At 62.7% G+C, this 26,933-nt stretch carries 20 protein-coding genes and 1 pseudogene; 11 read left to right on the top strand and 10 right to left on the bottom strand.

Going from position 1 to position 26,933, the window contains the following annotated elements:
* Positions 1 to 184: 184 nt before the first annotated feature.
* The 3 genes and pseudogenes from BLU74_RS07530 to BLU74_RS07525 form a co-directional block, all read right to left on the bottom strand.
* Positions 185 to 6,208 (bottom strand): hypothetical protein, encoded by a 6,024-nt coding sequence (locus tag BLU74_RS07530; protein WP_089766662.1) that lies wholly within the window; start codon positions 6,206 to 6,208, stop codon positions 185 to 187.
* A 309-nt stretch (positions 6,209 to 6,517) separates the two neighbouring features.
* Positions 6,518 to 6,583 (bottom strand): annotated as a pseudogene (locus tag BLU74_RS19575) (GLUG motif-containing protein); the annotation flags it as partial.
* Positions 6,584 to 7,497: 914 nt separating this feature from the next.
* Positions 7,498 to 8,619 carry an RAD23 family protein gene (locus BLU74_RS07525; RefSeq protein ID WP_089766661.1) on the bottom strand — a complete coding sequence of 374 codons (1,122 nt, stop codon included), beginning with the start codon at positions 8,617 to 8,619 and terminating at the stop codon, positions 7,498 to 7,500.
* A 673-nt stretch (positions 8,620 to 9,292) separates the two neighbouring features.
* Between BLU74_RS07525 and BLU74_RS07515 the strand changes: the two genes are divergently transcribed.
* The 3 genes from BLU74_RS07515 to BLU74_RS07505 all read left to right on the top strand — a co-directional run bounded on the left by BLU74_RS07515 (position 9,293) and on the right by BLU74_RS07505 (position 13,182).
* Positions 9,293 to 9,919: a hypothetical protein gene (locus BLU74_RS07515; RefSeq protein WP_089766659.1), complete on the top strand. Its 627-nt coding sequence runs from the start codon at positions 9,293 to 9,295 to the stop codon at positions 9,917 to 9,919.
* A 103-nt stretch (positions 9,920 to 10,022) separates the two neighbouring features.
* Entirely contained in the window at positions 10,023 to 10,478 is a 456-nt protein-coding gene (locus BLU74_RS18425) for a hypothetical protein (RefSeq protein ID WP_139175676.1), read from the top strand.
* Position 10,479: 1 nt separating this feature from the next.
* Positions 10,480 to 13,182 (top strand): S8 family serine peptidase, encoded by a 2,703-nt coding sequence (locus BLU74_RS07505; RefSeq protein ID WP_089766657.1) that lies wholly within the window; start codon positions 10,480 to 10,482, stop codon positions 13,180 to 13,182.
* Positions 13,183 to 13,276: 94 nt separating this feature from the next.
* On the opposite strand, the gene BLU74_RS18890 is transcribed toward BLU74_RS07505, so the two are convergent.
* Positions 13,277 to 13,429, bottom strand: a complete 153-nt coding sequence (locus BLU74_RS18890; protein WP_175454588.1) for an FmdB family zinc ribbon protein — start codon at positions 13,427 to 13,429, stop codon at positions 13,277 to 13,279.
* Between the two features lie 550 nt (positions 13,430 to 13,979).
* Between BLU74_RS18890 and BLU74_RS07500 the strand changes: the two genes are divergently transcribed.
* A complete protein-coding gene (locus BLU74_RS07500; protein ID WP_089766656.1) occupies positions 13,980 to 14,213 on the top strand; it encodes a hypothetical protein in 234 nt (77 codons plus the stop codon).
* A gap of 519 nt (positions 14,214 to 14,732) precedes the next feature.
* Entirely contained in the window at positions 14,733 to 15,188 is a 456-nt protein-coding gene (locus BLU74_RS07495) for a hypothetical protein (RefSeq protein WP_139175674.1), read from the top strand.
* 158 nt (positions 15,189 to 15,346) lie between these two features.
* Here BLU74_RS07495 and BLU74_RS07490 read toward each other — a convergent pair whose 3' ends face one another.
* From BLU74_RS07490 to BLU74_RS07475, 4 genes are all read right to left on the bottom strand, one after another.
* Positions 15,347 to 15,910, bottom strand: a complete 564-nt coding sequence (locus tag BLU74_RS07490; RefSeq protein ID WP_089766654.1) for a DUF7504 family protein — start codon at positions 15,908 to 15,910, stop codon at positions 15,347 to 15,349.
* A gap of 74 nt (positions 15,911 to 15,984) precedes the next feature.
* Positions 15,985 to 16,833: an aldo/keto reductase gene (locus BLU74_RS07485; protein WP_089766653.1), complete on the bottom strand. Its 849-nt coding sequence runs from the start codon at positions 16,831 to 16,833 to the stop codon at positions 15,985 to 15,987.
* A gap of 68 nt (positions 16,834 to 16,901) precedes the next feature.
* Positions 16,902 to 17,183 (bottom strand): DUF8036 family membrane protein, encoded by a 282-nt coding sequence (locus BLU74_RS07480; protein ID WP_089766652.1) that lies wholly within the window; start codon positions 17,181 to 17,183, stop codon positions 16,902 to 16,904.
* Positions 17,184 to 17,252: 69 nt separating this feature from the next.
* Positions 17,253 to 17,531 (bottom strand): ArsR/SmtB family transcription factor, encoded by a 279-nt coding sequence (locus BLU74_RS07475; protein WP_089766651.1) that lies wholly within the window; start codon positions 17,529 to 17,531, stop codon positions 17,253 to 17,255.
* Between the two features lie 334 nt (positions 17,532 to 17,865).
* Here BLU74_RS07475 and BLU74_RS07470 point away from each other — a divergent pair, with 334 nt between their 5' ends.
* A complete protein-coding gene (locus BLU74_RS07470) occupies positions 17,866 to 19,323 on the top strand; it encodes a DUF4397 domain-containing protein (protein ID WP_089766650.1) in 1,458 nt (485 codons plus the stop codon).
* A gap of 199 nt (positions 19,324 to 19,522) precedes the next feature.
* Positions 19,523 to 20,800 carry an RNA-guided endonuclease InsQ/TnpB family protein gene (locus BLU74_RS07465; protein ID WP_089766649.1) on the top strand — a complete coding sequence of 426 codons (1,278 nt, stop codon included), beginning with the start codon at positions 19,523 to 19,525 and terminating at the stop codon, positions 20,798 to 20,800.
* 217 nt (positions 20,801 to 21,017) lie between these two features.
* Here BLU74_RS07465 and BLU74_RS07460 read toward each other — a convergent pair whose 3' ends face one another.
* Entirely contained in the window at positions 21,018 to 22,004 is a 987-nt protein-coding gene (locus BLU74_RS07460) for a metal-dependent hydrolase (RefSeq protein WP_089766648.1), read from the bottom strand.
* 137 nt (positions 22,005 to 22,141) lie between these two features.
* Here BLU74_RS07460 and BLU74_RS07455 point away from each other — a divergent pair, with 137 nt between their 5' ends.
* The 4 genes from BLU74_RS07455 (at position 22,142) to BLU74_RS07440 (ending at position 26,645) form a co-directional block, all read left to right on the top strand.
* Entirely contained in the window at positions 22,142 to 23,278 is a 1,137-nt protein-coding gene (locus BLU74_RS07455) for an aminotransferase class V-fold PLP-dependent enzyme (RefSeq protein ID WP_089766647.1), read from the top strand.
* Between the two features lie 108 nt (positions 23,279 to 23,386).
* On the top strand, positions 23,387 to 23,956 hold the full coding sequence (locus tag BLU74_RS07450) for a hypothetical protein (protein WP_175454587.1): 570 nt from the start codon (positions 23,387 to 23,389) through the stop codon (positions 23,954 to 23,956).
* A gap of 124 nt (positions 23,957 to 24,080) precedes the next feature.
* Positions 24,081 to 25,004, top strand: a complete 924-nt coding sequence (locus BLU74_RS07445) for an NAD-dependent epimerase/dehydratase family protein (protein ID WP_089766646.1) — start codon at positions 24,081 to 24,083, stop codon at positions 25,002 to 25,004.
* Positions 25,005 to 25,415: 411 nt separating this feature from the next.
* Positions 25,416 to 26,645, top strand: coding sequence for a glycosyltransferase (locus tag BLU74_RS07440; protein WP_089766645.1), 1,230 nt, complete (start codon positions 25,416 to 25,418; stop codon positions 26,643 to 26,645).
* 100 nt (positions 26,646 to 26,745) lie between these two features.
* Here BLU74_RS07440 and BLU74_RS18885 read toward each other — a convergent pair whose 3' ends face one another.
* Entirely contained in the window at positions 26,746 to 26,907 is a 162-nt protein-coding gene (locus tag BLU74_RS18885) for an HVO_A0556 family zinc finger protein (RefSeq protein WP_175454586.1), read from the bottom strand.
* Between the last annotated feature and the right edge of the window lie 26 nt (positions 26,908 to 26,933).

The raw sequence follows: 26,933 nt of genomic DNA, 5'->3' as shown, positions 1-26,933 counted from the left end.
GATCATAGATCCGGGTCATAGCGCCGTAGACTCCGATATGCAACCGACGATCAGTCCCTGCGACTGACGTACTCCTTGGAAAGCGGGAGTGTTCGTGCTCAACAAACCGAACAGGCGGGTCAAGCGCTGATAAAACAGCGTTCCGGGTCGCGAGAGTGACAACCCAGGCCGAGACACCGGTATCTCAGTGCCGCCGGAGAACGAATATCACCCCGAGCAGTGCTCCGATCGCCGGAACGAACCCGAACCCGGGCGCACCCGTTCCCGTTTCGGTCTGTTCGTTGACTAGGACAGTTCGGCTAACTGAGCGTCCGCTGCTCTGATTTTTGACTGTGATGTTGTAAGTTCCTGGACTTGTGTATGTGAAGGTTGTCAGAGATTTCGTTCGGTTGGAGCCACCGGAAACGTTGATTTCAACAGGTACGGAAGGTCCATCTTCGAAGTCGACTTCAAGCGTGATGTTCCCTTCCACATCACCAGTATTCCGAACCGTCGCATTCACCACGAAACTCTCTTCGGCAGTGGTTACGTTCGGCGATACGCTCGCGTCAACGAGGGTGACCTTCGCCGGCTCAGGCAGTTCCGTGACATTCACCGATCCGACCGGCGCGCTGTCGCCGTCAACGGAAACGGTCAGACCGTACACACCGGGAGTTTCAACTGTTGTCCGAAGCTCTCGGGTGACATTGTCCCTTGCTGGGACAGTGACAGAGTCCGAGGCTGAGATTAGTCCTTCCTCGGAACTCAGGGAGATGTTCGCGTCCCCCTGAACCTCACCCCGGTTTTTGAGCGTGACATCAACGACGATATCGTCCCCAGCGTCGATTTCACCTTCTTGGAGGCTCGCACTCTCGATGACGATGTCTGCCTGCGGTTCCGGTTCGGCAGTGTCGGTCTCGTTCAACACTATGTTGACATTTTTGTCACCATCGGTAACGTTCACCGTCGTCACGTTGACGTCATTGACGAACGCCTCAGAGTCCGGCGGGGAGACGCGAACCACGTACTCACCCGCGGCCTCGAACCCGCGCTCGCCCCCGACGACGAAGTATCCGTCTTCGTCCGTCGGTCTGGCTAACTGCACGCTGCTGACGTCCGCGGCTCCGGACTGATTGGGGACGATGGAGACCACCGCGTCCTCCACCGGAATACCGGACTCGTTCTCAACGGTAACGTTGAGTATCCCCGCCGCGGGTGGAACAGTCTGTCTGTCGATGATGACGTCGCTCGGACCGGTTTCGACGACCGCGAGTTCGTATAGATCAGTCACGCCGTCGCGGATGCCGATCGTATCCGTTTCTGTGTTCCGCTGGCCAGCAGTGATACTGTAGGTTCCGTTCGCTCCGACCGGAATGGAGAAGTTACCGGTCTCGTTCGATCGATCGGAGGCCGAGCTGGAGAGCCCGCTGGAGTCGCTAGCGACGACATCGAAATCCGTCAGTGCCGCCCCGGACTCGTTGACGAGTCGCCCGCTCACGTTGACCCGATCTTTGAGGACGACCGTAACCTCTCGGTCGTCGTTGATTTGGTATATCGAGGTGTTCGACGCATACGGTCCGGTCTGACGGACCTGAACGCGGAGCGTGCCGTTCACTTCGATGCCGGGTGCCCCGCTTCCGTTGAGGACGACTTCGCCGTCACCTCTCGTCGTTCCGGGATGGTACGGCCCGGCGAATCCCGAGATAGCGTTGAGATCGACGACCGCGTTGGGAACGGGGTCGCCATCCGCGTTCTCGACGGTGATGTTCACCAGATGGCCCTCGGGAAGCGTCAGGTCGCCAACGTTCCGGTCCTCGTCACCGATTTCGACGGTACGGAACGCGTGGAGGTCGGGGCGACCGTCCTTTCGGAAGTTCACTCTGTCACCTTCGCCGTCGGTCTGTTTGAATCCGAGCGCGTAGGTCCGGTTCGGTCGAGGGACCAGCTCGAAGGAGCCGTTCTCGTCGGTGAGGCGAGAGTCGCCGCCATCGCCGAATAGCCCCATTCTGTATCCCGTGGCGTTCTTACCGTTCGCGTAGTCCACGGAGCCGGAGACGGTCACGTTCGGGTCAAGCGTGACGTTAACGGTGTCGTCCTCCGTCACTTCGGTTTGTACGTACTCGCTTCGAAGGTCCACACCGCTGGGAGCTATGCCCTGGATGCCGACAGAGCCGTTGACCTCGACGGTGAGAGAACCGTCCACAACGGCCGTCTCGCCGCCCCACTGGTAGGCGTCGTTCGCAGTGCTCCAGAGCCTGACCGTCGCGTTCTCGACCAATTCGCCGTTCGGATCGACGATATTCACGGTGAGGTTGTGTGGTTCGGGCAGCGTGACGGATCCGAGGTCGGCCTCCTCGTCGCTCGTCACGGTGCCGATGGCGTAGAAGTCCGGCACGCCATCCTCTGGATAAGGTGGTCGCGCCGCAGTCCCTTCTTCTGCTTGCACGAACCCGACGTGGTACGCCCCTTCCGCTGGGACTTGCGCATCGAAGAATCCGGACTCGTTTGTTCGGACCGTATCGCCGGCACGACGGCCTTCCTCTGCCGCGTTCACCTGGATTCGCTCGTCGGCCGCGGGCGTCACTCCGTCCGGCTGGCGGACGGTTCCGCTCACGGTTACCGCCGGATCAAGCTGTATCGTGATGCTCCCCGGTTCGTCGACGACGATGTCCTGGCGGTTCGCGTCCGCGAGACCGGACTCCTCGGGGAGGTCGACGTAGACGTCTATCGAGCCGTTCAGTTCGATCCCGGGTTCTTTGGTGCCGTACAGGAGGAACGAGCCGTTTTCGTTCGTTTCTCCTCCTATTCCGAGTGCGAAGTCCTCCTCGACATCGTTGTCAGACACGTACACGGGGACGCCGGACGCATTCGTTCCGTCCGGGTTCTTCACCGTGATGTTGTACGGATGTCCGACGCCGAGTTGCTGTTCCGGCAGCCGTTCATCCTCCGAGCTGGTCTCGACTACGGTGAGCGATTCGATGTCCGGCGCCCCGTCCGTTGGGAAGTCGCCTTCGGTACCCTCACCGTCCTGTCGGAATCCGAGTTCGTATGTCGTGTTCGGTACGAGGGCGAGCTCGTACTCTCCATTCTCGATCGGTGCGTCGGTTGACATCGATCCGTCGGTCGCGCGAGCGAACACTTCGCCGTCGGTCACGGGACCGCCGCTGGCGTTGGTCACGTTGCCAGTGACGTTGATCAACTCTTGAGCTTCGAGGACGATAGTGTCATCCGAATCTACGGTTAGTGATCTATCGGCGTAGTAATTCTTGGACCACAGTTCGACCTCGATGGTTCCGTCGACTTCGACGCCGGATGTCCCGCCAAGATGGACCCAGCCAGTCTCGTTCGTCCGTGCCTCGACCCCACTTGCGCCTCCGTTCGGGTTCAGATGGACGATCTCGACGGTCGAATTCGCAAGCGGTGCCGTTCCGTTCGTTACCTGAATCTGCAGCCGGTTGCCGCGGGGGAGCGAGATGTCGTTCGGCATACCGTCCTCGACGGGGATCTCACCGACGCCGTAGATATCCGGGACGCCGTCGATGGGGAACGTGATGTTCTCACTCTGCTGGCGGAACTGTACCTCGTAGCCATTCGGTAAGAGCTGTGTCCGGTAGACTCCGTTCTCGTCGGTGACCGCCTGCCTCCGGAACGCCTCATCGCCGTCTTCGGCCCCGTCGTAGACGACTGAGCTGTTTGGCACTCCGTCGCCGTCGGCGTCGGTGACGGTCCCGTTTACCTCGACGCCGGGGAGTTCGACGATGACCCGATCGCTTCCGGTGCGATCGCTGGTGACAGTCGCGTTCGTCGTACTACTGACGCCTCTGAATTGCGCGTAGGCCGTGATGTCCCCGGCGAACTCGAACGTCGTGTCTCCACCGACAGTGACGTACCCGGTTTCGTTCGTCGCGTCGCGCCTCCCCTCTTCGATTATAGCATCGCCGTTCGTGTGTGTGATCGTACCGTCCGCATTCTCGACGGGTTCGCCGTTCGGGCCAACGACCTGAATGGAGACGTTGTGCGCATCCGGAATCGGGACTTCACCGAGATCGACGGGCGGCGAGACGCGCCGTATCGCATAGAGGTCCGGTACGCCGTTCAGAACGCCGCCGGTTTCGTTGTCACCGAACGCCAGCGTATAGCTCGCATCTGCGGAACCGCCGCTGATTGTGAAGTTCCCGCCGGTCCCGACCGTCGTCTCGAAGCTCTCGATCTCGTCCTCCTCGGTGAGGCGGAAGATGCTGACTGTATCGCCAGCCACCGAGCCGGTGGCGTTGAGTGTTCCGGAGACGTCCGGCCGAGTCAACTCAATGACGACACTGCGATCCCCCGTCGTCTTGTTGACCCGCAAGCTCGTCGAGTTGTTTACGCCGTTGTAGTTCGCCCAGACAGTCACGTTGCCCGCGAGCTCAAGCGGAGCGGAGTCCGTCGAGGAGAAATATCCGCTCTCGTTGGTCGCGTTGCGCTCGCCGTCTTCGACGATGGCGTCACCGTTCTTGTGCGTGATCGCGACGTCTGCACCCTGGATTCCTTCCCCGGTCCGGTCCACGACGCGGACAGAGACGTTGTGGGCCTCCGGAATATCGATTTCACCGACATCCGTAGTCCCCGCGGCCGGAGAGACGCGCTGGACCGCATAGATGTCCGGGACGTCGTTCGAGACGTCACCGGCGTCGTCGTCGCCGAACACCAGTGTGTACTCCTCGTCGGAAGATAGGCCGCCGAGTTCGAAGCTGCCGTCCGCGCCGACGGTCGTGTCGACCCCCTCAACGCCGTCGTCGGTGACGTTGAAGGCTCCGACCAGATCACCCTCCGGTGACCCCGTACTGGTGTTGATCGTCCCGTTTACTGTGGCACCGGACAGTTCGACGGTGATCGTTTGGTCGCTGTCGACCTGGACGTTCGTGGAGCCGTTGACGCCGCTGAACGCGGCTCCGACGGTGAGGTTGCCGACGAACTCGAAGGTCGTCTCGCCGTCAACCGAGAGGTATCCGTTCTCGTCTGTCGCATCCCGTTCGCCGTCCGTTATAACCGCGCCGCCGTTCCGGTGTTCGATCGCGAGATCCGCGTTCTCGATCGGGTTCCCGTACTGGTCGATCACCCGAATCGAGACGTTGTGCGCCGTCGGGAGTTCCGGATCGACGTGCTCCGGCGCTATCGTTTTCCCGATCGCATAGAGGTCAGGGACACCGTTTCGCTCCTCACCGAAGTCGTCGTCTGCGTAGGCGAGCGTGTAGCTGACGCCGGGGCGATCCGTATCGATTCGGAATTCGCCGTTCGCAGCCACCCCAGCGTCGAACACCTCGGTCTCTTCGCCGTCGAGGTCGGTGTAGGCGACCACGGAATCGCCGGCAAGCGACGCACCACTCTCCGCCGAGAGCGTGCCGAGGATCGTGGTCGGTGGGACGGGCAAGGGCTCCGCAACCGAAACGTTGCCTGCGATGTCATTATCTCCGGGACCGTCGGGGTCTCCCCACCAGTTTCTGGTCGCATTCCCCTCGATCTCGGCTCCCCGTGCGTCGATCGTGACCTCCGAACTGTTAACCAAGGCCGACCAGCGAATCTCCCAGGCTCCGGTCGTGCTAGTCGCTTCGACTGCCCGTCGCGCATCGACGATCTCGGTAAATCTGATCGTCCACTCACCAGTCGTGTTAGATGCCTCGACACCCTCGGACGCCGAATCCGCGATGAGCGACCGCTCGATCGCCCACGCACCGCTGGCGTTCTCCGCGACGATTCCGTCTTCGGCTCCTCGAACCTGCGTGTCGAGGACGGTCCAGTCCCCTTCCGAGGAGGTGGCGTCGACACCCACGGTCCAGTTTATCAGCCTGAATCCGGCGATCTGTGGCGTGGCTGGACCCTCTATCTGGAGCCCCTGCTGGGATTCGGCCGTCCCGTACGCCGCTGGGACGGCGGAGCTGTTCGTGATGTTGGCGCCCCCCGGAGCGATCAGGGAGATATTCTTGCTTACATCTATGGGTTCCTCGTACGTGCCGGGACGTACCTCGACGATGTCACCCTCGCTCGCGTTGTCGATACCGTTCTGAATCGTCGCGTACTCGTCGTCACCGTCGGCTTCTCCGTCCACAACCAGATCCGGTCCCGGTGCTCCGTCCTCGCCTCCCTGCTGTGGCAACTGCCACGCGAGGACCGGATAATCGTCCGGCTGTGTCTCCCAAACGTCACCGAAGGCGAGTGCGGACATATTGCTCTCGGCCGCCTCGCCGGTCATATTGGCCGTCGTGAGGGCAGTCGCTTCACCTCCCGACTGGGACTGACCGGTGGTCTGGGTATTCCAGTACGAGGCCGTTACGCTGCTATTAATATTGTTTCCGACAAGTCCCCCGATACTGTTCCCACTTCCACTCACGGATCCTGTCGCGTATGACTTATGTATCGTACCATTCCGTATATTGACACCCACCAACCCACCGATACTTGACGACCCGTTGACATTCGTCGTCGCGTAGGTGTTTAGAATAGTGGAATTATCGTCATTAAGGCCCGTGAGCCCGCCAGCCAGGTCACCGCCATCGACACTCCCTGTTGCTGTTGACTGCCGTATGGTAGCATTTCCGTCGTTTCCTCCGACGAGGGATCCGACCATCCGGAATGTGGCGGTGACATTCGCGTTCGCAGTCGACTGCGTGACGAGCGAGTTATGTCCGTTGTTGTACCCGAGCAGTCCACCGACACTCTCGTTGCCCGACACGTGACCGGTCGCAGACGCACCGTGCACTGTCGTCTGGTGACTGTAGCCAACGAGGGCGCCGACGCGCTTGTGTCCGGTTATGTTCGCTTCAGTGAGGGTAACATCACGAATCGTCGCGTTATCAGTCCGTCCGAAGAGACCGACTCGGCTCGTTGAGGAGCGATTTATAGAGAGTTGGTCAATGTTGTATCCATTACCGTCGAGCGTGCCCACAAACTCCCGAGAGTCGTCCCCAATTGGAGCGAATCCGTTTCCGCTCTTCCACGTTGAGGTATTTGAAGCATCGATATCCGAGACGAGTTCGTAGTGCGCATCAAGCTCATCCTCCATCGCCTGCAGTTCCGAAACGTTGGAGATGTTGTACGGATCACTCGGCGTTCCCGACCCCTCAAGCTCCGATGCGTTGACGTCGGTAAAATCAGTCTGACCAGCAGTAGCGTCTGTCACCGCCGATTGCTGCGCCGTATCCGACGGTGACGACAGCCCGATCCCGGCCACCGGACTCGTCGTGAGAAACACACAGAAAGCGATTACCAGCACTGTTCGGCCGCTCTGACGGATTGCTGAGGCCCCCATCCGCCGTCACCACCAATCGCGTCCTGTCCATCCTCGTGACTGGATCAGCTCCCATATACTACCCAATGGTCGTGACAACTCCGGATGCCCCCAGATTGCCATATGACACCGAGTATGGTCAATAATAAAAACTTTATCGGCTGACAGGTTTTATCGTGTTTGATAACTGGGCACAAATACTTTTCACCAACCGATCCGACGCGTCAGCCAGAGGCTCTTGCCCCCGAGCCTCGTCAAGCACGCAGTCTGGCGACGAACAGCAGCGCGAACCCGACGACCGCCGTGACAACGGTGAACCCCGGCGTAGCCGCTGCTGTGCGGGTCGGTGAGTCGACTGAACCGTTGGTCACTGCGGTAGCCGATCCGTCGTCCAGATCAGCCGCATCGGCGGTATCCGGTGCGTCCGGCGAGCCCGGCGTCTGTCGATCTGCTCTTGTTGCCATTGATGTCGATGCGTCTCCCGTCTTCGTGCCAGACACAGCATCGCCCGTCGGTGTGGGAGACGGTATCGACGTCGCGGCCGCCGGTGTCGTGATAGTGGGGGGAGATCCAGGCCGAGTCGTCGACGAGGGGGTTCCCACTGCAACGGACTGTCGGGTAGTACTCGATCCAGCATCGCCGGTCGAAGTCGTAGCCGGCGGTGGGGCCGTCGAAGTGGCTGTTTCGCCCGCGCCGATCGTCATCGCTTGCACTGAACTGACCCCCGCGACCTGGCTGTCGTTGTTTGCGCTCACGTACAGGCGGTACTCTCCCGGCTCGAGGTCGTCGACGATTACGGAGTACTGTCTGGTGTCGACGATGTGAGCGGCCGTATAGCGGTGCATCGAGTCGTTCATCACGACGACTTCGACGTAGTTCGGGAGCGAGGCATCACCGGTCAGTTCGATATCGATCGAGACGGGATCGTCCGGAGAGGCTTCCGCGGGCGCATCGACCGCGAACTGATAGCCCGAGACGACGACCGGTTGGACCCGCTCGAAACTCCCGTCGATCGAGAGAGCGAGCAGGTACGTCCCAGGATCGAGCGTGTCCGTTCCCCCGAGTGTGTACGTTCCGTTGCTGTTGCCCTCGATCGTCGTAATCGGGTTGCCATCGTAGTCGTACAGATGTACCCGGAACCCATCGTCACCAGGGCGTGTCACGTCGGCACTCACTTCGGTGCCTTCCTCAACGCGACCTAACGACGAGACATTGAAGTCCCGTCCCAGAATTGTGAGCGTGCGGGAGGGTGTGTCGATGCTCGTCGTGGCTTCGACCGTGGTGTTCGTCTCCGCGTCCGCTGTCACCGTCCCGGGAGCTACCGAGAGGACGATCACGAGGGCAACGAGCACTGTCAGCGGGACCCCGCGGGACATATTCGTCTCTTCACACGAATTTTGATAGGTCTTTGGACGCGGCCCCCTCGGAGTCGAGTACGAAGCATTCACCGTGCTCGCCGCAGTGGCTGGAACAGTTCAGTCGCGTGCTCCGGCTCGGGACTGGCCGACACCATACCCCGCCCGTCGACCACGACTGCCAGTGGTACTGGCGGCGGGACAGAGTCCACTGCCGTCACGGAAGCAGCGCCGACGGCCACCGGGTCGTCTCCGGGACCTGCCGATGTTCAGGTCACCACAGGCAGCACGACAGCGGCAGGGACGTCGCAGTCGACGACAGCAGCTGGGGACGATCCGGACGCAGCACCTGACGAGGCGTCGACAGCGACGGGGGCCACGAACGCGACACCGATGACAGCAGCACAGTCGTCACGGTCTGTTTCGACGCGATCACCGGGGTTCGGGGCGCTCACCGGACTGCTCGCCGTCGGTGTCACGACGATCGTGGTGTGGATTCGGCTGGGCCAATGACCCCGGGAGCGCTTCGGAAGAAAGCGAGCCAAACAATTATTTCGCTCTGCGGTACTCACCTAATTGATATCCGGTACCCGAAATGAACGCTACCATCCGCTGGGGTGTTGTCCTCGTGTGCACAGCGATAGTCGTTGTTGCGGGGGTTTCGGGTGCCGCAGCCGGGGCTGGAGACACCGGTGTGGTACTCACATCGGCAACGGGTGAGATTACTGCCGGGTCGACGACGACAGTCGAGATCGTCGTCGGGAACGCCAGTGGCGGTGTCGGTGCGGTGAACGCGACCGTCACGGTATCGAACGGGAGCGTAGCCACGATCACCGACGTCTCACTCGACGAATCCGCGAACACGGTAGATGTCCGGACGAACGCGGCCAATACCTCGGCAACAGTGACTGGCTATGGACTGGATACGAACGACTCCGAGGCGGTCGTCGTGGGGACAGCAACCGTGCGAGGCGAGTCTGCCGGGGACGCTGACGTCGGATTGCAACTGAACGCACTCGGCGACGAGTCCGGTATCGAGTATACCGTCAGTTCGACTGTCGGGGCCGATCTTTCGGTGTCGGAACCCTCGGATGGTGATACCGGGGGCAGCGACGGCGGTACCACTCCCACCACAACGACAGCTCCCGAATCGCCGACAACGACGACCGATCAACCGACCAGCACACCGACGACTACCGGACCGCGTATCACGACCGCGACGGCAACGACGGGCTCGCAGGCACCCGGCTTTGCACCGCTCACCACGGTGACAGCACTCCTCTGTGCAGCACTCCTCCTGCTCGGCCGTGCCTCTACGTGAACCGGTACGTCAGCTCCCTAAGACACCCCTACGATCTGAGGAGCAGCCCCGTCTGCACAGTCGTGTCACTTGAGGCCAACTATTATACTCCCGAGACCCTCCTGTGCAAGCAGTGCCGTCCCGTTCGCGCGCCGTGCATCCTCGCCTGCTGGCCATTGGCGTGATCCTCTTAGCTGGCTGTACAGGCTGGGGATCGCCGATTGCAGAGTCCCCAACGACAGCGCAGGCCTCCCCATCGCAGTCACCTACGCCGTCTTCTCCCGCCACGACGACGCCATCCCGGCCGCCGGCCCTCGATCAATCACTCTACGGTCTCGTGACCGCCGAGAACCGCACCGCTTACGCCGATCAGCAGAGCCTCGTCTACGAAAACGGCTCGGTACAGGTGGTGATCAAGGTGGCTAGCGGCCGGTCGCTACCCACTGATCTTGCGGTGGACGTCGCACTACGCAGCGGCAGCCGTATCCAAGGGTCAGTCGCGGTCGACGACCTCATTGGCCTGGCACGGCACGAAAACGTCACCACAGTCAAGCCACCGACGCGGCCGCAGGCGACCTGAAATGACACAGAGCGCGACCGTCGTTATGACTGTCGTCGTACTCCTCGCGGCGACCCCAGCGCCGGCACTGGCGGGGTCTTTCGGCTCGTCCCCCACCCTGGATACCGCTGTTGGAGTAGAAGAGCGGGTCCCCGGACGTGCAACCACCGCCGAGGCGGGATCACAGACGCAGTTGACGAACACCTCCACGGAGGCTGACAACCGCAGCGAATCGAACACGACCGACGGGACGAGGCTGTCGCCTGAGGCCAAGATCGCGGCTGGGTTGCTTGGTGGAGAGCGCAGCAGCGGTGGCGGTGCCGACGGGATAACAACGAGGGGAGTGACCACCGCATCGAGCGCCGAGACAGTCGACGTGATCGTCACGGCCGCGCCGAGACAAACTGGCGCGGTCGCCGGTCGCGTCCGCAACAACTCTGGGACGGTTATGCTCCAGCACGGGCGGTTCGTCCAAGCACAGGTGCCACGGCAGTCGCTAACGGCGATCGCTGACTCCCCGGCGGTCGAACGGATCCGACGGCCCAACACGCCCGTCCCACGACGCATCACCCGCGGCGGTAACGTGAGCGAAGGCCTCTCGAAGATGAACGTCTCGCCGGCCTACGCTGCAGGACAGTACGGCGACAACGTCACCGTGGCAGTCGTCGATGTCGACCGCGGATTCAACGCCTCGAACCCCGCGATCGCGGACAGCGTGGTTGATACGTACGATCCGGCCGGGCCGTTCGACACGAGAGACGACGGCCACGGAACCGCCGTTTCGGAACTCGTCGTCGACACCGCGCCCAACGTGTCGCTCGTGTTGATCGAAATCGACACCGGGATCGAACTGGCGACTGCGATGGACTACATCCGGGAGAACACCTCCGCGGAGGTGGCCGTGATGTCGCTGTCGTGGTACAACGCCGGGCCGATGGACGGGAGCGGCCGGTTCAACCGCCAGTTCGAGCGATCCGCCGCAAACGGGACGCTGTGGAGCGTCTCAGCGGGCAACGACGGCGACGGAGGACACTGGCACGGGCGGTGGCGAGACAGTGACGGCGACGACTGGCTGGACGTTTCGGAGAACAAAGAGTTGATCGAAGTCAGCGAAGGGACCCGAAGGGTCTTTCTCCAGTGGGACGACTGGCCACAGAGCGATCAGAACCTGGACCTCTACCTGTTCGACAGTCGGAGCGATTTCCCGACTAATCCGATCAACGGCACGAACAACGTCCAAGACGGGAACTGGGCACCGGTGGAACGCGTCTCGACCACCGGATCGACAGACTACGTCGCGATCAGACGCGAGAGTGGAACGAAGCCGCTCAACCTCACGGTCTTCGGTCCCGGTGGGTCACTCTCCCCGAACACGACAGCACGGAGCGTCACAAACCCCACAACCGACGCCGTATTAACCGTCGGTGCGACGTACTACGGCGACAACTCCGTCGAACCGTTCTCTGCGCGAGGCCCATCGATAGACGGTCGCATCAAGCCAGATGTGGTTGCCCCTGACGGCGTCTCGACGAGCGTTTACGACCCCTTTTTCGGCACATCGGCCGCGGCTCCGCACGCGGGCGGCGTATTCGCACTCGCGCTCGATAAAAACGAATCGCTGCGGCCGCCGGTGGCGATTTCGCGCCTCGAGTCGACCGCAAACGACACTGTCGGGGACACGGACCCGAACAATGCGACTGGCCACGGCCTCGTCGATGCGGGCGCGGTTGTCGCAGCCACCGCCTATTCTGAGACGGAGCCCCCACGACTTTCGGCGGCGACGGCTGTGGACCTGACCGACGGCGATGGAACGGTATCGACCGGCGACAGCGTCCGTGTCACCGTCACTGCGACGGACACCGACAGCGGTATTGCGACCGTGACAGCCAACGCGTCGGCGTTCGGTGGCGGCTACGTTGCGCTCGAAGACACTGACGGTGATGACCAGTACACGGGGACGTTCACGGTGAATGCGTCCGCAGCGATGCCGGTTCCCGATACGTCCTCGATCCCGATCACCGCGACTGACGTGGCGGGCAACGACAACCGAACGGTCGCCGCCGGGACGCTCGCTCTCCAACGGGGAGCTATCACCGTCTCGCTCGCTCCGAGCAGACAGCAGATCACCGCAACCGAGACAGCGTCCGTCGATGTCGTGGTTACGAACGTGACCGATGGTATCGGTGCCTGGGAACTGCAAATCAACCAGACCGACGGCGCAACGACGATCACGAACCTCACCCTGGCTGGGGCGCCCGATCAGCAGACGGTCTCCATTGCGGAGGACGGCAACTCAGTGTACGCGACTGCAGCAGACATTACGGGCAACGAGACGGGCAACGTCACGATCGCGACGGTAACGGTGGGTGGGTCCACGATCGGACAGTCAACGCTCGATCTGACCGTCACGAACCTCACGACAGCGGCCGGGATCTCCTACACGGTCGCGAATACGACGACGGCGCGACTCACTACCACGGCCCCGGTTGTTCGCTCGGAGTACGCCGGTCCCCCCACTGACATTGATGACGATGGGCACCTTGAGGACGTCAACGGCGACGGAAATTTCACCGTAGCTGACGTCCAGGCCTTCTACGTGAACCGGGAGACGGCAGCGATCCAGACCTACCCAGCGAGCTATAACTACAACAACATCAGCGATGTGGATATCGTTGACGTTCAGCGCCTCTATTACGAACTGCAACAGCAGCAACAGGACGAATAACTACGTCAGTAGACCACCACTGAAGGCGTGAGGTAGTACCTCGCACCGCTGGAAACGTGTGATGTATGCGAGTCACTCCGCCGGGATCGCTCTGTTAGCTGAACCACTCTCGGTACTGGTCGCACTGCCGGCATTCGGCCTGGGTGAACCACTCCTCACCACGGTCGTGTTTCCACGGCGGGATTCGGGCAACTCTGATCGCGAGCGACCCACACTCGGGACATTGTGCAGGGGGGTTGTCGGACATACTGCCTCACGGGGCGTCTCAAATAGTTAACTAGCGAACACGTAGATAAATCTATGGCCAGACCCGCCGTTCGACTTCGGAGACAGTCAATGAATCCACCAGGTTCCATCATAACGTAAATACTGGGGACGGGGTCGGATCAGTTTACTTTCTTTCTGAATAATATGAGTTAGTTATCAAAACGTGAGAGCGGAGCGTTCTGCTACGCGTGGGCGGCAGATGTTGATGAATCTGAATTGGCCGTTAGCGGAAGCTCAGATCGCGACTGCCCCGAGTTGGTCGATTCACTTATGTGTGATGTAGTCCACCTGAGTTGGGAATGCCGGCGTATGGGCCCCAGGAGACACACGGACCTGTGGGAACGGGCCAGCGGGCCCGATTCATCAACACTCGTCTGACGGTGAGTTCGGTTCGACGGACGGCCTTGTCAGCCTCAGCGTGCAATCCCCGGACATGATGACGGAAATCAAAAGACCGACTGGCAGGCGAGCACCGATCAACGAACTGTCAAACAGACGAACTTAATAGCAGTTACCACAGAGAGCAGACGATGACGAATGAAGAAGGATTAGCACTTGGTGTGATCGCGATCTCAGTCGCGTGGATCGTCGGTGCGCAGATCGCGATATCGATGGGAGATCTCATTCCTGAACCACTCCTGCGCAGACTCGCTGTGGATATCTCTGGGTTGTGGCGGCCATATCTCGCGACTGGGGCGGTCCTGGGTGTGATCGATCTCCTCGCAATTGCCGTTGTACTCATACTGTCGGACAGAAGTTCGTGAATCATTTTGGCACCCACGAGGTGCCGATAATTTTCACATAGTTCTGTCCGACAGTATCAACCGGCGGTAGTGCCATCGACTGCAGTCGGTGCCCTGTGCGTTGTAGCACCGACTGATCCGTCCTGAACTCCGGATTTGGATGTCAGATCCCCGTCATAATCGAAATCGAGAGCATATTTCCCAAGCGTATCGCGACGATCCGAATGGAAGGAGCGACCGCCGACCGTTTCGATCGCCGCCGGTGCTAGCTCACTGATTCGGGGCTTTCGTGCACATCCGCGCCGTCGATCGGATTGGGGACTCTTCCGAGACCGGTGAACGACAGCGGACTTCATCGCCCATCTGGCTGGGCCGACCGAGTCACGACTCCTCGTCGAATCGAGCTATGACGCGTTCGCCCGGGAGTTCGGCGACGAGGCCGGACTTCCACTCGACGACTATCGGGATGGATCCGCCGGGTTCGTACCCGTCCGGGAAGTGATCAACCGCGGCTATACAGTCCCAGCGACCGGAGAAGAAGTGCCGTTCGAGGCCGTCGAGACCGGGAAGCTCCGGTACGGAAACGGCAATCCCGAGTCGGAGGCGTACGATTCGCTCACCGATGTCCACGTCGACGCCGCCGGAAACCGTATCGAGGGGCGAATCCCGTGGATCTTGCTCAACATCGCGGACCCCTCAACGAAACGGCGGATTGCGACCGACTGGAGTGAAGGGTTGAGTACCGTTGCTTTCGACTACCTCACGGTCAGCGTCGGGACGTTCGTCCCGGACGCGGCCCGGGACGGACGCGCGGCCGACATCGGTGGCTCGACGAACCTGACCGATCACCTTCCGGAGCGAGACGGGAGCGTGGTTCGCCCGGCCGAGTACACCTGGGACCCCTGGGACCGTCCAGCATACGAGGAACGGCTGAAACAGTCCTACCACATACTGCGGGATCAATACCGCTCGGCCGATCTCACCGATCAGGCGTGACATCTCCGTCCTAGGGGGTCGTCGTCCTGTCCACGGGCGTCACACCCGCGGTAAGTGAGATATCGGTACCGGTCCTCGTATTCGGCCCACGACGCCAGACGTTGGAATCGTCTCCCGGTAGTCCGGAGACGGGCAGTCGTATGTCCCCGTCGTGACCATCACGCCCGCAATGACCCCGATATCCGCGCTCGGATCCGTTCGACGGTCTCGTCGTCGTGGACTGCTGGCTTGAATTTGAACCGAGCGATTGCGTCGTGAGCATCCAGACACGCACCGCACTGCGCGATAAACTGACAGACGTCCTTCACCGACGCGTACTGAAGCATCACCGAGAGCGAATCCACGCAGACGACCGCGGGACTCTCCGCTGGAGAGGCCTCGAAGAACTTCACCAGTTCGAGCCCGAGTTGGCAGAGGTCACCGGGCTCGGAGACGTACGTGAAGTCCGTGGAAACGTCGGCTGACTCGCTCAGATCCGTGACGGGGTGGGGGTCGGGGACTGCATACCCGGTATGGACGATGCCGATCTTGGCCGGCGTCGTAGCGGTGCTATCGCGCCACTGTTGGAGGCGGGTTGTCGGCGAGCACACGTAATCCAGATGGAGGACTCGCGTCTCGTGCGAAATCGGCGGGAGGATGGCGGGGAACGCCTGCGGGTCGTTGGGGAGTGGCTCACGCTCAACGAGATCGACGTCTGGGCCGTCGAGTTCTGGTTGGGCCATTGACCTTTCCAGATGAAGATATACGTGACATACAAATAAAACTTTCAGCCGTGAGGACGATTACGGACGGCAGCTCACTCGTCGAGTCGTCGCATCTCCTCGTCGGCCAGTTCCAGATGGGAGGCGGCGACGTTCTGCTTGAGGTGCGAGACCGACGACGTCCCCGGAATCGGAAGGATCACGTCCGAGTGCTGGAGGAGCCACGCCAACGCGATCTGATACGGCGAGGCGTCGTGGGCGTCCGCGACGTCCGCGAGGACCTGTTCTTTCTCGCCGAGATCGCCCGCACCGAGCGGGAACCACGGGATGAAGCCGATGTCGTTCGCTTCGCAGATCTCCAGGACGGCCTCGGCGTCGCGGTTCCCGAGGTTGTACTGATTCTGCACGGTCGCGACGTCGACGATCTCGCGGGCCGTCTCCAGCTGCGCTGCGCTGACGTTGCTGAGGCCGATATGGTCGATCACCCCGTCGTCTTTGAACTCCGCGAGCGCGGTCACCGAGTCCTCGATGTCGACGTCGGGGTCGACGCGGTGGTACTGATACAGGTCGATCGTGTCGGTCCGAAGTCGGTCCAGACTGCAGAGGACCGCGTTGCGGAGTGAGGCCGGATCACCGCGCTTGAGCCATTCGCCCTCGCGATTGCGGACGAGGCCGCCCTTCGTCGCGACGACGAGGTCGTCGGCATAGGGGGCGAGAGTTTCGCCGATCAGTCGTTCGTTGACGCCCGGGCCGTACGAATCAGCCGTATCGATGAAGTCGACGCCGAGGCTGACCGCCGTCTGGAGGACTCGCCGCGCGTTCTCGACGTCGTCCGGCTCGCCGATGACGTCCTCGCCGGTGAGTCGCATCGCACCGTATCCGAGCCGGTGGACGGTCAGTTCGCCCCCGATATCGAACGTGTCGCTGGCGTTGTGGAGTGACACACCGGATCAACGGCCGGCGGCGAGGTAAGTGGTCGGGCCGGGGGCGTCGATTGCCGGAGCCAGCGGCGTTACTGCCAGGTCATATAGGTCAGCGCGCCGATTCCACCGGTCTCGAGGATCTGCAACAGCATCATCACCTGGACGGCCACCGTCGGCATCGCCGGAGCGGTGAAATAAAAGTACAGCGCGACGACGTTCTCCGCCAACAGGAACGTCGCGAAGACCATCGACGCCAGCGTGAACGGCGCGCGGATCTCTCGATAGGTGCCGATCCACACCCGCAGCACGGCCAACAAGAGGACGATGTTGATGCCCGCGGCGACTCGGGCCGCATCCAGCATCAGCGTCATCGACTCTCGCCCCCGTCCGTCTCGGGCGGTCTCGAACGCGAACGTCGGTACGGTTCTGTGTGACTCATATTACTCCTCAATGCGGGTGAGTATCGTCTCGATAGTCTCCCAGTGAGTTCTCGCCCGATCGCTGGGCAGGTAGATCGTGCCGTAGTCTGCGTCGCTGCTGGTGACGATCCCGTTGTCCTCGAGGACCTCGAGGTGGTGTCTGATCGTGTTGTACGCCAGGTCGACCTCTTCGGCCAACTGATTGGCGTTTCGGGGGCGTTCGTCGAGCGCGCGCAGGATGCGGGCACGGTTCGGCCCTCCGCGTGTGCCGGCGAGGGTCTGCCAGAGGACCGTTTCCATCCCTGCCGACGTACTCCGCACGCGGTAATCAATCCACCGACACCGGCGCAGTGTGACGGATATCCCGACGGCGGCGCTGCGGACCCGCTGCTCGGGATCGCGGGGATTGCCATCTGCCCGGCCGTCGTGCGTGTTCGCATACTTCGATTTTCCGGTCTCGGGTGGCTCCCGTGTGACTGTTCAATACTCCGAACAAAGCGCATTTAGTCCTTTCGGGGGCGGGAATCGGAACTCGCGGTAGCGGCATTCTCGACGGATATTATGCCGAATTGAGGGAGATTTGAGTCCGAGTTGCGAAATACATTATCAGTCTGTCATACGATCGTCGAATTGGATGTCACGAGACAGCTCTTCCACCTCGCGGCGGCGAGTGTTGCTCGGAATTGGTACCGGCGTAATGGCCGGCCTGGCCGGGTGCGGATCCGGCGGCGGCAACACCGAAACCGCGACCGAGACGGCGACTCCGACGGCCACTCCCACACCGACTGAAACCGCCACAGAGACGCCGATGGGAACGGCCGCGGTCCGCATCGCGCACCTCTCACCGAACGCCCCCAACGTGGACGTCTACGTCGACGACAGTGCGGTCCTCGAAGACGTCGCGTTCGGGGCCGTCAGCGACTACCTCGACGTGCCCGCGGGCGAACGGCAGGTCGAGATCACGCCGGCCGGCAGCCCGGAGACGGCGGTCTTCTCCGGGGCGGTGTCCGTCGCGGCCGAGGCGTCGTACACCGTCGCCGCGATCGGCGAGGTCGGCGACGATGCCGATCAGGCCTTCGAGCCGCTGATCCTCGAAGACGACAACGCCGCTCCGGGTGGCGACACCGCGCGCATCCGACTCGTGCACGCGTCGCCGGACGCGCCCGCGGTGGACGTGACAGTGGCATCCAGCGGCGATGCACTCTACGACGGCGTCGCCTACGGCGAGTCGGGCACCGTCGAGGTCCCTGCTGGCACCTACACCCTCCAGATCCGCGGTGACACCGAGAGCAACGACGGCGACGTCGTCGCCGAGTTCGACGTCGATCTCGCCGGCGGTCAGGCGTACACCGGCTTCGCGGCGGGCTACCTCTCGCCGGACGACGAACCCGCAGACGCCCAGTTCGACCTGTTCCTGTCGCAGGACACGGGCGGGATGTCGGACGACGGAATGGACGAGGATCCCGCTTCGGTTCGCGTGTCGCATCTGTCGCCGAACGCCCCCAACGTGGACGTCTACGTCGACGACAGTGTAGTCCTCGAAGACGTCGCGTTCGGCGTCACGAGTTCGTACCTCGACGTGCCCGCCGGGACGAGAACCGTCGCGATCACCGCCGCGGGCGACCCCGACACGTCGGTCTTCGAGGGCGAGGTGACCGTCGAATCCGGGCAGCCGTACACGGTCGCCGCGATCGGCGAAATCGGCGACGAGGCCGACCAGGCCTTCGAGCCGCTGATCCTCGAAGACGACACCGCGACGCCCGGCGACGACACGGCCAGACTCAGAGTGGTCCACGCCTCGCCGGACGCGCCCGCAGTCGACGTCACGGTCGCGGCCGGCGACCTCCTCTTCGACGGCGTGGCCTACAGCGAGTCCGGCACCGTCGAGGTCCCGGGCGGCGACTACACCGTTCAGATCCGGGGGGACACCGAAAGCAACGACGGAGACGTCGTCGCGGAGTTCGACGTGAGCCTGAACGGCAGTGCCGTCTACACCGCCTTCGCGGCGGGCTATCTCTCGCCGGACGACGAGCCCGCAGACACCCAGTTCGATCTGCTCGTCGCACAGGACGCCAGCGGCGGAATGATGTAAACTGACCGGACGGGGAGCGCAGCGCACGAGACACCCCACGATCCATCGCGCTCCCCGTCCGGTCGGCTCCGTCGGCACCCGCCTGCGGGCGTCAGCAGCTTCGAGGCCGGAGAGGAAGCCGACAACTCCGCAACAGACCACGAACTGTTGCCGTCCTTTCTCCCCGACGTTAATGAATCATCAAGTATACATCTGACATATGGAGATGCGGCGCACTGTCCCGGTCAAACTCGACGTAGGCAGCGACGAAGCCGCACTTCTCCGCGAAACAGTCGATGAGTTTCTGTGGGCCGCTAACTACGTCGTGGACCACGCATGGCGGGGCGAATACAAGACAACGAGCAAGGCCCAGTTACAAGAGGAAACCTACGACGACGTGCGTGAACAGACGCGGTTGCACGCCAACCTTGTCCAGAACGCTCGCAACAAGGCTGCCGACGCCGTACAGGGCGTCCTCGCCCGCTGGAAGCAAGGCGAGTACGCTAGCAAACCACACTTCTCGAACCCAACCGTCGTGTACGACAAGCGGTGTGCGACCTTCCACGACGACCACGTTTCCCTCGCCACGATAGACGGACGTCTCGACGTTGAGTACGTCCTGCCCGACGAGGACCGCGACACACCTCACAGCCGGTATCTCGACAACGACGACTACGAGCTGACGGGAGCAGAACTCCATAACAAGGACGGCGATTGGTTCCTTCATCTCCGCACAAAGGCGGAGATGGAGTCCGACATACCGGAACAGGCAACGATCGGGCACAGCACAGTCCTCGGCGTTGACCTCGGTGTGAACCAACTCGCGGTCACTTCGACGGGAACGTTCTGGAGTGGTCACAAGTTCGACCACTGGCGACGGGAGTACGAGAAACGGCGGGCGTCACTCCAGCGGTGTGGGTCGCGCCACGCTCACGAGAACATCCAAGCAGTCGGTCGGAAAGAGACGGGGCGGTACAAGACGATACTTCACCGAATTGCCAACGGCATCATCGAAGAAGCCACCGAGAACGGCTGCACGATCATCGCCTTCGAGGAGTTGACCGGCATCCGCGATCGACTCTCCGGTGCGTCGTGGGGGCACAAGTGGGCGTTCGGGCGGTTGTGCGAGTACGTCGAATACAAAGCCGAGATGCACGGCATCGACGTGGAGCAGGTGGACCCGGAGAATACGTCACGCTGTTGCTCACACTGTGGGTTCACGCACCCGGATAACCGCGACGGCGAGGACTTCGCGTGCCTGAACTGCGGCTACGAGAACCACGCCGACTACAACGCGGCAAAGAACATCGGACTGCGGTATCTCCGCCGTAACCAAACTGGGGACGGCGGAGGCGCACCCGTAGGCGTGCGCTTGAATCGCGGGATATTGAACGCGAAGGGAGGATATGAACCTTCTGCCGGGGATTCCGGCCAGAGCGGGAGTCCACGCGAAAGCCCCACCCGCAACAAAGCGAACGGCGAAGCCGTGAGCGAGTAGGGTGGGGTAGCCTACACGGTTACACAAGACTTTTACCGAATTCGCGAAACAAGTCCCGTACGGTAAGCGGACGTCGTTCCGGCGGGCGCGCGGGTAGGGGTACACGAGTGAACGTCGGAGCGTCGTCTGGTGGACATTTTTCGGCACTCAGGTACTGAGCGACAGCGTCGTCACCCCCGTGAGGAGAGCGATCGACGCCGGGAGGGTGACAACGGTATCAGAGCACCAGATACACGGCCGTGTACCCGGCGAGTGCGACCGTGATGCCCGCGAGTCCGACCGTCACGAACGAGAGCGCGGCAGAGCGGTCGGGTCGCTGGGTCGGCCGCGGTAGCCCGAAGCGAGGTCGGGACGCCGACCGGAGCCACGAGAACACGGCGCAGCCCAGGCCCACCGCCAGTATCGAGAACACGAAGTGATACGAGACGTCGAGCGTCGGGGGAATCAACAGCAGTGGTGCCGCGCCGTAGGCCGCACCGAGCGTCACGCTCGGATCGGACAGCGTCCCGATCGAGCGGCCGGTCAGGTGAGCGAAGACGAAGACCGCGAACCAGATGGTGGCGAGTTCGACGGCAAACGCCCCGAGGAGATGCAGCGTCGGGTCCGCCGCGAGTCCGAGTCGGCCGTCGAAGACGGGGACTGAAAACGGGTACAGCAGGGCCGGCGGCTCCCCAGTGAAGAGGTCGCCCCACGGGTGCGTGAACAGCCCGATCAGGGCCGCGACGGCCAGGGCTCGCGCCGAGAGTTGCGTCGATCGACGGACGGCGGCCGCGAGCACGACGCCGCCGAGCACGAACGCGCTCATCACGATCCCGCCGAGCGTGCCGCTCACGGCGACGGCGACGCCGAGCAGTCCCGCGAGCGCCAGGACGCCGACAGCGCGGGAGACCCACAGACGGCGAGCGTCCGCGGTCCGCGTCGTCACCAGTCCGAACGCCGGGGCTGCGAGAGCCGCGATCACCGCGGAGTGAGTGATCGACCGGTGGACGCGGTTCGCTGCGCTCCAGAACGCGTCGGGATCGGCGGCCCTGACGACCGTCATCCCGTCGATGGCGAACAGCGCGTACGCGACGTCGACGTCGGGCAGCGTCGCGAACGCGCCGGCGACGACGCCGAAGACGAGCGCGCGGCGCGCCGGCCAGCCTCGCCACTCGGCGAACAGCGCCGCGAGGGCGAACGCCAGCATCCCGTGTCCGACGAACACGCATAGTACTCGCGCGTTCTGCGGATATAAGCGCCTCGCTCGATGCGAGACGCGATACCGGGACACACGCCAGCGCTTCCCGTAGGGGCGCCGCCGCGTCGGCAGAGACTAAGTGACGACGGAGCGATGGGAGAGTGATGACGACGCCAGCCGACGTTCGAGACGCCGTGCCGGCTTTCGACGACGTGCGGTACATGAATACGGGTGCGAGCGGGCCGAGTCCGCGTCCTGTCGTCGAAGCCGCTCAGCAGACGCTGGAAGCCCACGAGTGGGACGCGGCGGGCGATCCCGGTCCGTACCCCTACGCCTTCGACCGGTACGAGCAGACCCGCGCCGACGTCGCGTCGTTCGTCGGGGCTGACGAGACGGAGATTGCGCTCACGCAGAGCACGACCGACGGGATCAACCGCATCGCCTCGGCGATCAACTGGGAGCCGGGCGACGCGGTCGTCCGGACGGATCTGGAACACCCCGCGGGCGTCCTCCCCTGGCAGCGCCTGAAGCGCTACGGCGGCGAGGTCCGCGTCGTCCCGACGAGTGAGGGGCGAATCGACCGCGAGGCGTACCGCGAGGCGATCGAGGACGCGAAACTGGTCTGCCTCAGCGCGCTCACGTGGAACTTCGGGACGCACCTGCCGGTCGCGGAGTTGGTTGCGGACGCTCACGACGCCGGTGCGCGGGTCCTCGTCGACGCCGTCCAGGTCCCCGGCCAGACGGCGCTCGACGTGAGCGAGTGGAACGCCGACGCCGTCGCGATGGCGAGCCACAAGTGGATGATGGGGCTCTGGGGCGCAGGATTCCTCTACGTCAACGGTGACGTCGCGGGGGACCTCCACCCCGGACAGGTAGGCTACCGCGGGGTCGAAGAGGCCGGCCCCGACGACTACGAGCTCAAAGCGGGAGCGCCCCGCTTCGAGGTCGGCACCACGAGCCCCGCCCCGTACGCCGCCCTCTCGGCCGCGATCGACTTCCTCGAAGAGATCGGGATGGGGACGATCGAATCGCACATCGACGACCTGGCGAACCGGCTCGTCGAGGGCGTTCCGACCGGGCGACTGATTAGCCCGCGTGACCCCGAATCCGGACTCGTGACGGTGAGCGTCGACGATCCGGAGGCGACCGTCGAACGGCTCACCGAAGAGTACGACGTGGTGATCCGCTCGCTCCCGGACCCCGAGGGGGCGATTCGCGCGTCGCTGCACGTCTACAACACCGTCGAAGACGTCGATCGGCTCCTGGACGGGCTGAAGGAAATCGAGGAAACGGGGTGGTGATCCGGCCGGGAGTCCAGGGTGGAATCGGTATCGCAGCAGCGTGGATCCCGAACGGACAACTTGACGTCGGTGGAGTCATACGTCTGCCCGCTGTAGGACCGTGAAGAGATGCCCGAAGGCTCCGACACCGTCCGACTGCCGCTCGAACCGCTCCGGCAGCGGATCGCGGATGTGACGGGACGGTCGGCCTCGTTCGTCGACCTCACCGACGTCGAACTCGCCGGTAACTCGCTCGAAGTCACGTACACCACCCCCGACGAGGACGCCCCGGTCGTCGAAGTCGTCGTCGAGGGTCCGAGTGGCGAAACCGACGCGACCCCGGTCCGGCTCGACACACCCTCCGGACTGAAAGTGTACGGGGAACTTCTCCGCATCGAGTACGCCGGCCGCGACGCCGAAACCGACGAGATCCTCGTGTCCGTCTCGCAGCGGACCGGCGACGACTGGCGAACGCTCCTGGGCTGCGGGCAGATGTGGTCCGTCGAGACCGATCGCGGCGGCGAGACCGTCGGGATCACCTGTTACGCCGAGACGCCTTCGGCGGAAACCGAGGACGAAGCCGATGCGGAGAACACCGACGAATCGCCCGACTCCGACCGGAGTGACGACGAACAGACCACCGAACGCGCCAGCAAGGAAGGCGACGGCGGTGGTGGTTTCCTGGGCAGTCTCGATTAATCGAACCGGCGCAGGCGTTCTCTGGCCAGAAATTTCGTTCCCGTAGCACCGACGTCTGAGGACCCGAACCGGCTCTCCGCTCGGACGATACAGATTTATTGGGAGTGACAGATTCCACGTACGTATGCAGAACGAACGCGTTCTCGTCACGGGCGGGGCGGGGTTCATCGGCTCGAACCTCGCGAACACGCTCGCGGCGGACAACGACGTCGTCGCACTGGATAACGGGTATCTCGGGACACCCGAGAACCTCGCCGACGACGTCGAGTACGTCGAGGCGGACGTCCTCGACGACGACCTTCCGACTGAGGTCGACGTCGTGTATCACCTCGCGGCGCTGTCCTCGCGGCAGATGCTCGAAGAAAACCCCCGGAAGGGGGCCCGAGTCAACATCGAAGGGTTCGTCAACGTCGTCGAACAGGCGTACGCCGACGGGTGTGAGACGTTCGTCTACGCGTCGACCTCCTCGGCGTACGGCAGTCGGACCGAACCCAGTCCCGAGGATATGGACCTCGAGGCGTCGACGGGCTACGACGCCTCGATGCTCGGACGGGAGCGATACGCCGAGTACTACAACGACTTCTACGACGACGTCACGCTGGCGGGGATGCGGTTCTTCTCGGTCTATCAGGGCTACGGCGGCAACGAGGCGCACAAAGGCGAGTACGCCAACACCGTCTCGCAGTTCACCGATCAGATCGCCAGCGGCGAGTCGCCGGTGCTGTGGGGCGACGGGAGCCAGACCCGTGACTTCACGCACGTCGAGGACATCGTCCGCGGGCTGAGCCGGGCCGCCGAGGAAGAACTGACGGGCGTGTACAACCTCGGCACGGGCGATCCATACTCGTTCAACGAGATGGTCGAGTTGATCAACGACGTGCTCGAGAGAGACATTGAACCGACGTACGAACCGATCCCGCTGGAGAACTACGTCCACGACACGTGCGCGGACATCACGAAGATCCGTGAGGCCACAGGGTGGGAACCCGAGATCGACTTCGAGGAGGGAGTCCGCCGAGTCTGTGAGCCGTACCTCGAAGCGAATTGAGGCCCCACGGGGGGAGAAATTCCGTCGACAGGCGAAGTGAATCCACTCTACTGGAACGCAATTCGGGGCCGTATCACACGGTAATATACTTATTGATACTGAGGAATATCGAGGAGCCCCAACTGTTACTTCACAGTCTCTGTGCTAGAGACGCTGAACGTCCACGTGAAAGGGAGCCGGTGCTGACTGGGACTGATCAATATATCAGGAGCTCCGCCAGTCTCAAACCCGTTAATGGAGAAACATTTTTATCCTGTAACTCGTGTCTTAGGAACGTATGTCACGGTGTCGGGGTGGGGCGTCGTACGGTGGTCAACAGGAGGTGCCTGCACTCCTGCCAGATACCACAGTGATCCAACGCAGACGAATCCGACAGCGTTGCTGACAGTTGCGGACGGAGAATTCCAGATTATGGTCTCTACAAAGTCGACCGGTGAACACCAATCGGCGAGCGTAGCGCTGTCCAAAGAGGGAGAGACAGACAATATCCTCCTCGGGCCCGAGAGCGACGTCGAGCCGACGGTCAGCGTGGTGATGCCGACGATGAACGAAGAGGAGGGCGTCGAGACGTGTATCGAGCTGGTCAAAGACGCCGTCCGCCGGTCGGGGTACTCGACCGAAGTCGTCATCAGCGACGACTCGGTCGATCGGACGCCCGAGATCGCCCGCGAGGCGGGAGCGATCGTCGTCGAACCGGACGAACCGGGCTACGGGTACGCGTATCGGTACGCGTTCCAGCACTGCCGTGGCGACTACATCATCATCGGCGATGCCGACACCACCTACGACTTCGAGCAGTTTCCCGAACTCTTAGATCCGGTCGTCCGCGGTGAGGCCGATATGGTGATGGGGAGTCGTCTCGAGGGCGAAATCAGAGACGGCGCGATGCCCCCGCTGCACGAGTACGTGGGTAATCCCCTCCTGACGAAGTTCCTGAACGTCTTCTACGGCGCGGGCGTCAGTGATGCACACTCGGGATTTCGGGCGTTCCGTGCGGACGTCCTCGACGAACTCGATCTGGAAACGGCCGGGATGGAGTTTGCCTCGGAGATGATTATGGCCGCGGGGGCACAGGATCTGACGATCGAGGAGATCCCCATTACGTACCACGAACGCGAAGGGGAGGCGACACTCGAGAGTTTTCAGGACGGCTGGCGACACGTCCGGTTTATGCTCCTGAACGCCCCGAACTACCTCTTCTCGGTACCGGGTGCGCTGATGGGGCTGTTCGGGATCGGCGTGATGCTGGCAGCGACGTACGGTGTCTCGATCGGCGGGGTAACGTTGGGAATCCACTCAGCGATCGCCGGATCGCTGTTCACGCTCTTGGCGTATCAAGTGGCGAGTATGGGCGTGTTCGCGACGCTCACCAGTGACCCGATCCAGCGGCCGACAGACATCGTGACGACCGCCGTCGTCGAGCATATGAACCTCGAACGGATGTCGACGATCGGCCTGCTGATCTTCACCGCCGGGGCGGTGTACGCGACGTGGCTCGTGATCCGGTGGGCGAGTACCGGCTTCCAGCGCTTACCGATGGCGACGGGCGACGTGATCGCCTTCACCGCGATCGTCGTCGGCGCGCAGACCGTCTTCAACGCCTTCTTTATGAGTGCGACCGTCGACCAACGACGGGCGTAACGGTCGGTCGCTGACTCCTGCTTCCTTCCCAGGCCGCCCTCGCTGGAGGTAACTGAACGACGGATCGAACGTATCGTCCGTGGATGGCAGTCGGTTGTCCTTACCAGACCCGAATCGCGGGCGTCCCGCACGCTTCACAGAGCACTGCGTCGGATCCTTTGTACGGGCCAATCCCGAGTTGGCCGTCGCAGTACTGACAGCTCGGATCGTCAAGTCGGGCGAGGAGGTCCTCGCAGTCGTGGGGTGTCCGCTCGTCTGACATCACCTACGCAGAGGCCCCACACCCGC

Source organism: Halobellus clavatus, assembly GCF_900107195.1.
Taxonomy (GTDB): Archaea; Halobacteriota; Halobacteria; order Halobacteriales; family Haloferacaceae; genus Haloquadratum; species Haloquadratum clavatum.
The sequence above is the reverse complement of the archived record's forward strand: the minus strand, read 5'-3'. Positions and strand labels throughout refer to the sequence as shown.

What these genes read in the sequence shown, in the direction of transcription:
- BLU74_RS07530 (WP_089766662.1), bottom strand. Translation starts at nt 6,208, where the DNA reads ATGACCGGCGAGGCGGCCGAGAGCAATATGTCCGCACTCGCCTTCGGT.
- BLU74_RS07525 (WP_089766661.1), bottom strand. Translation starts at nt 8,619, where the DNA reads ATGTCCCGCGGGGTCCCGCTGACAGTGCTCGTTGCCCTCGTGATCGTC.
- BLU74_RS07505 (WP_089766657.1), top strand. Translation starts at nt 10,480, where the DNA reads ATGACACAGAGCGCGACCGTCGTTATGACTGTCGTCGTACTCCTCGCG.
- BLU74_RS18890 (WP_175454588.1), bottom strand. Translation starts at nt 13,429, where the DNA reads ATGTCCGACAACCCCCCTGCACAATGTCCCGAGTGTGGGTCGCTCGCG.
- BLU74_RS07500 (WP_089766656.1), top strand. Translation starts at nt 13,980, where the DNA reads ATGACGAATGAAGAAGGATTAGCACTTGGTGTGATCGCGATCTCAGTC.
- BLU74_RS07490 (WP_089766654.1), bottom strand. Translation starts at nt 15,910, where the DNA reads ATGGCCCAACCAGAACTCGACGGCCCAGACGTCGATCTCGTTGAGCGT.
- BLU74_RS07480 (WP_089766652.1), bottom strand. Translation starts at nt 17,183, where the DNA reads ATGACGCTGATGCTGGATGCGGCCCGAGTCGCCGCGGGCATCAACATC.
- BLU74_RS07475 (WP_089766651.1), bottom strand. Translation starts at nt 17,531, where the DNA reads ATGGAAACGGTCCTCTGGCAGACCCTCGCCGGCACACGCGGAGGGCCG.
- BLU74_RS07470 (WP_089766650.1), top strand. Translation starts at nt 17,866, where the DNA reads ATGTCACGAGACAGCTCTTCCACCTCGCGGCGGCGAGTGTTGCTCGGA.
- BLU74_RS07465 (WP_089766649.1), top strand. Translation starts at nt 19,523, where the DNA reads ATGGAGATGCGGCGCACTGTCCCGGTCAAACTCGACGTAGGCAGCGAC.
- BLU74_RS07455 (WP_089766647.1), top strand. Translation starts at nt 22,142, where the DNA reads ATGACGACGCCAGCCGACGTTCGAGACGCCGTGCCGGCTTTCGACGAC.
- BLU74_RS07450 (WP_175454587.1), top strand. Translation starts at nt 23,387, where the DNA reads ATGCCCGAAGGCTCCGACACCGTCCGACTGCCGCTCGAACCGCTCCGG.
- BLU74_RS07445 (WP_089766646.1), top strand. Translation starts at nt 24,081, where the DNA reads ATGCAGAACGAACGCGTTCTCGTCACGGGCGGGGCGGGGTTCATCGGC.
- BLU74_RS07440 (WP_089766645.1), top strand. Translation starts at nt 25,416, where the DNA reads ATGGTCTCTACAAAGTCGACCGGTGAACACCAATCGGCGAGCGTAGCG.
- BLU74_RS18885 (WP_175454586.1), bottom strand. Translation starts at nt 26,907, where the DNA reads ATGTCAGACGAGCGGACACCCCACGACTGCGAGGACCTCCTCGCCCGA.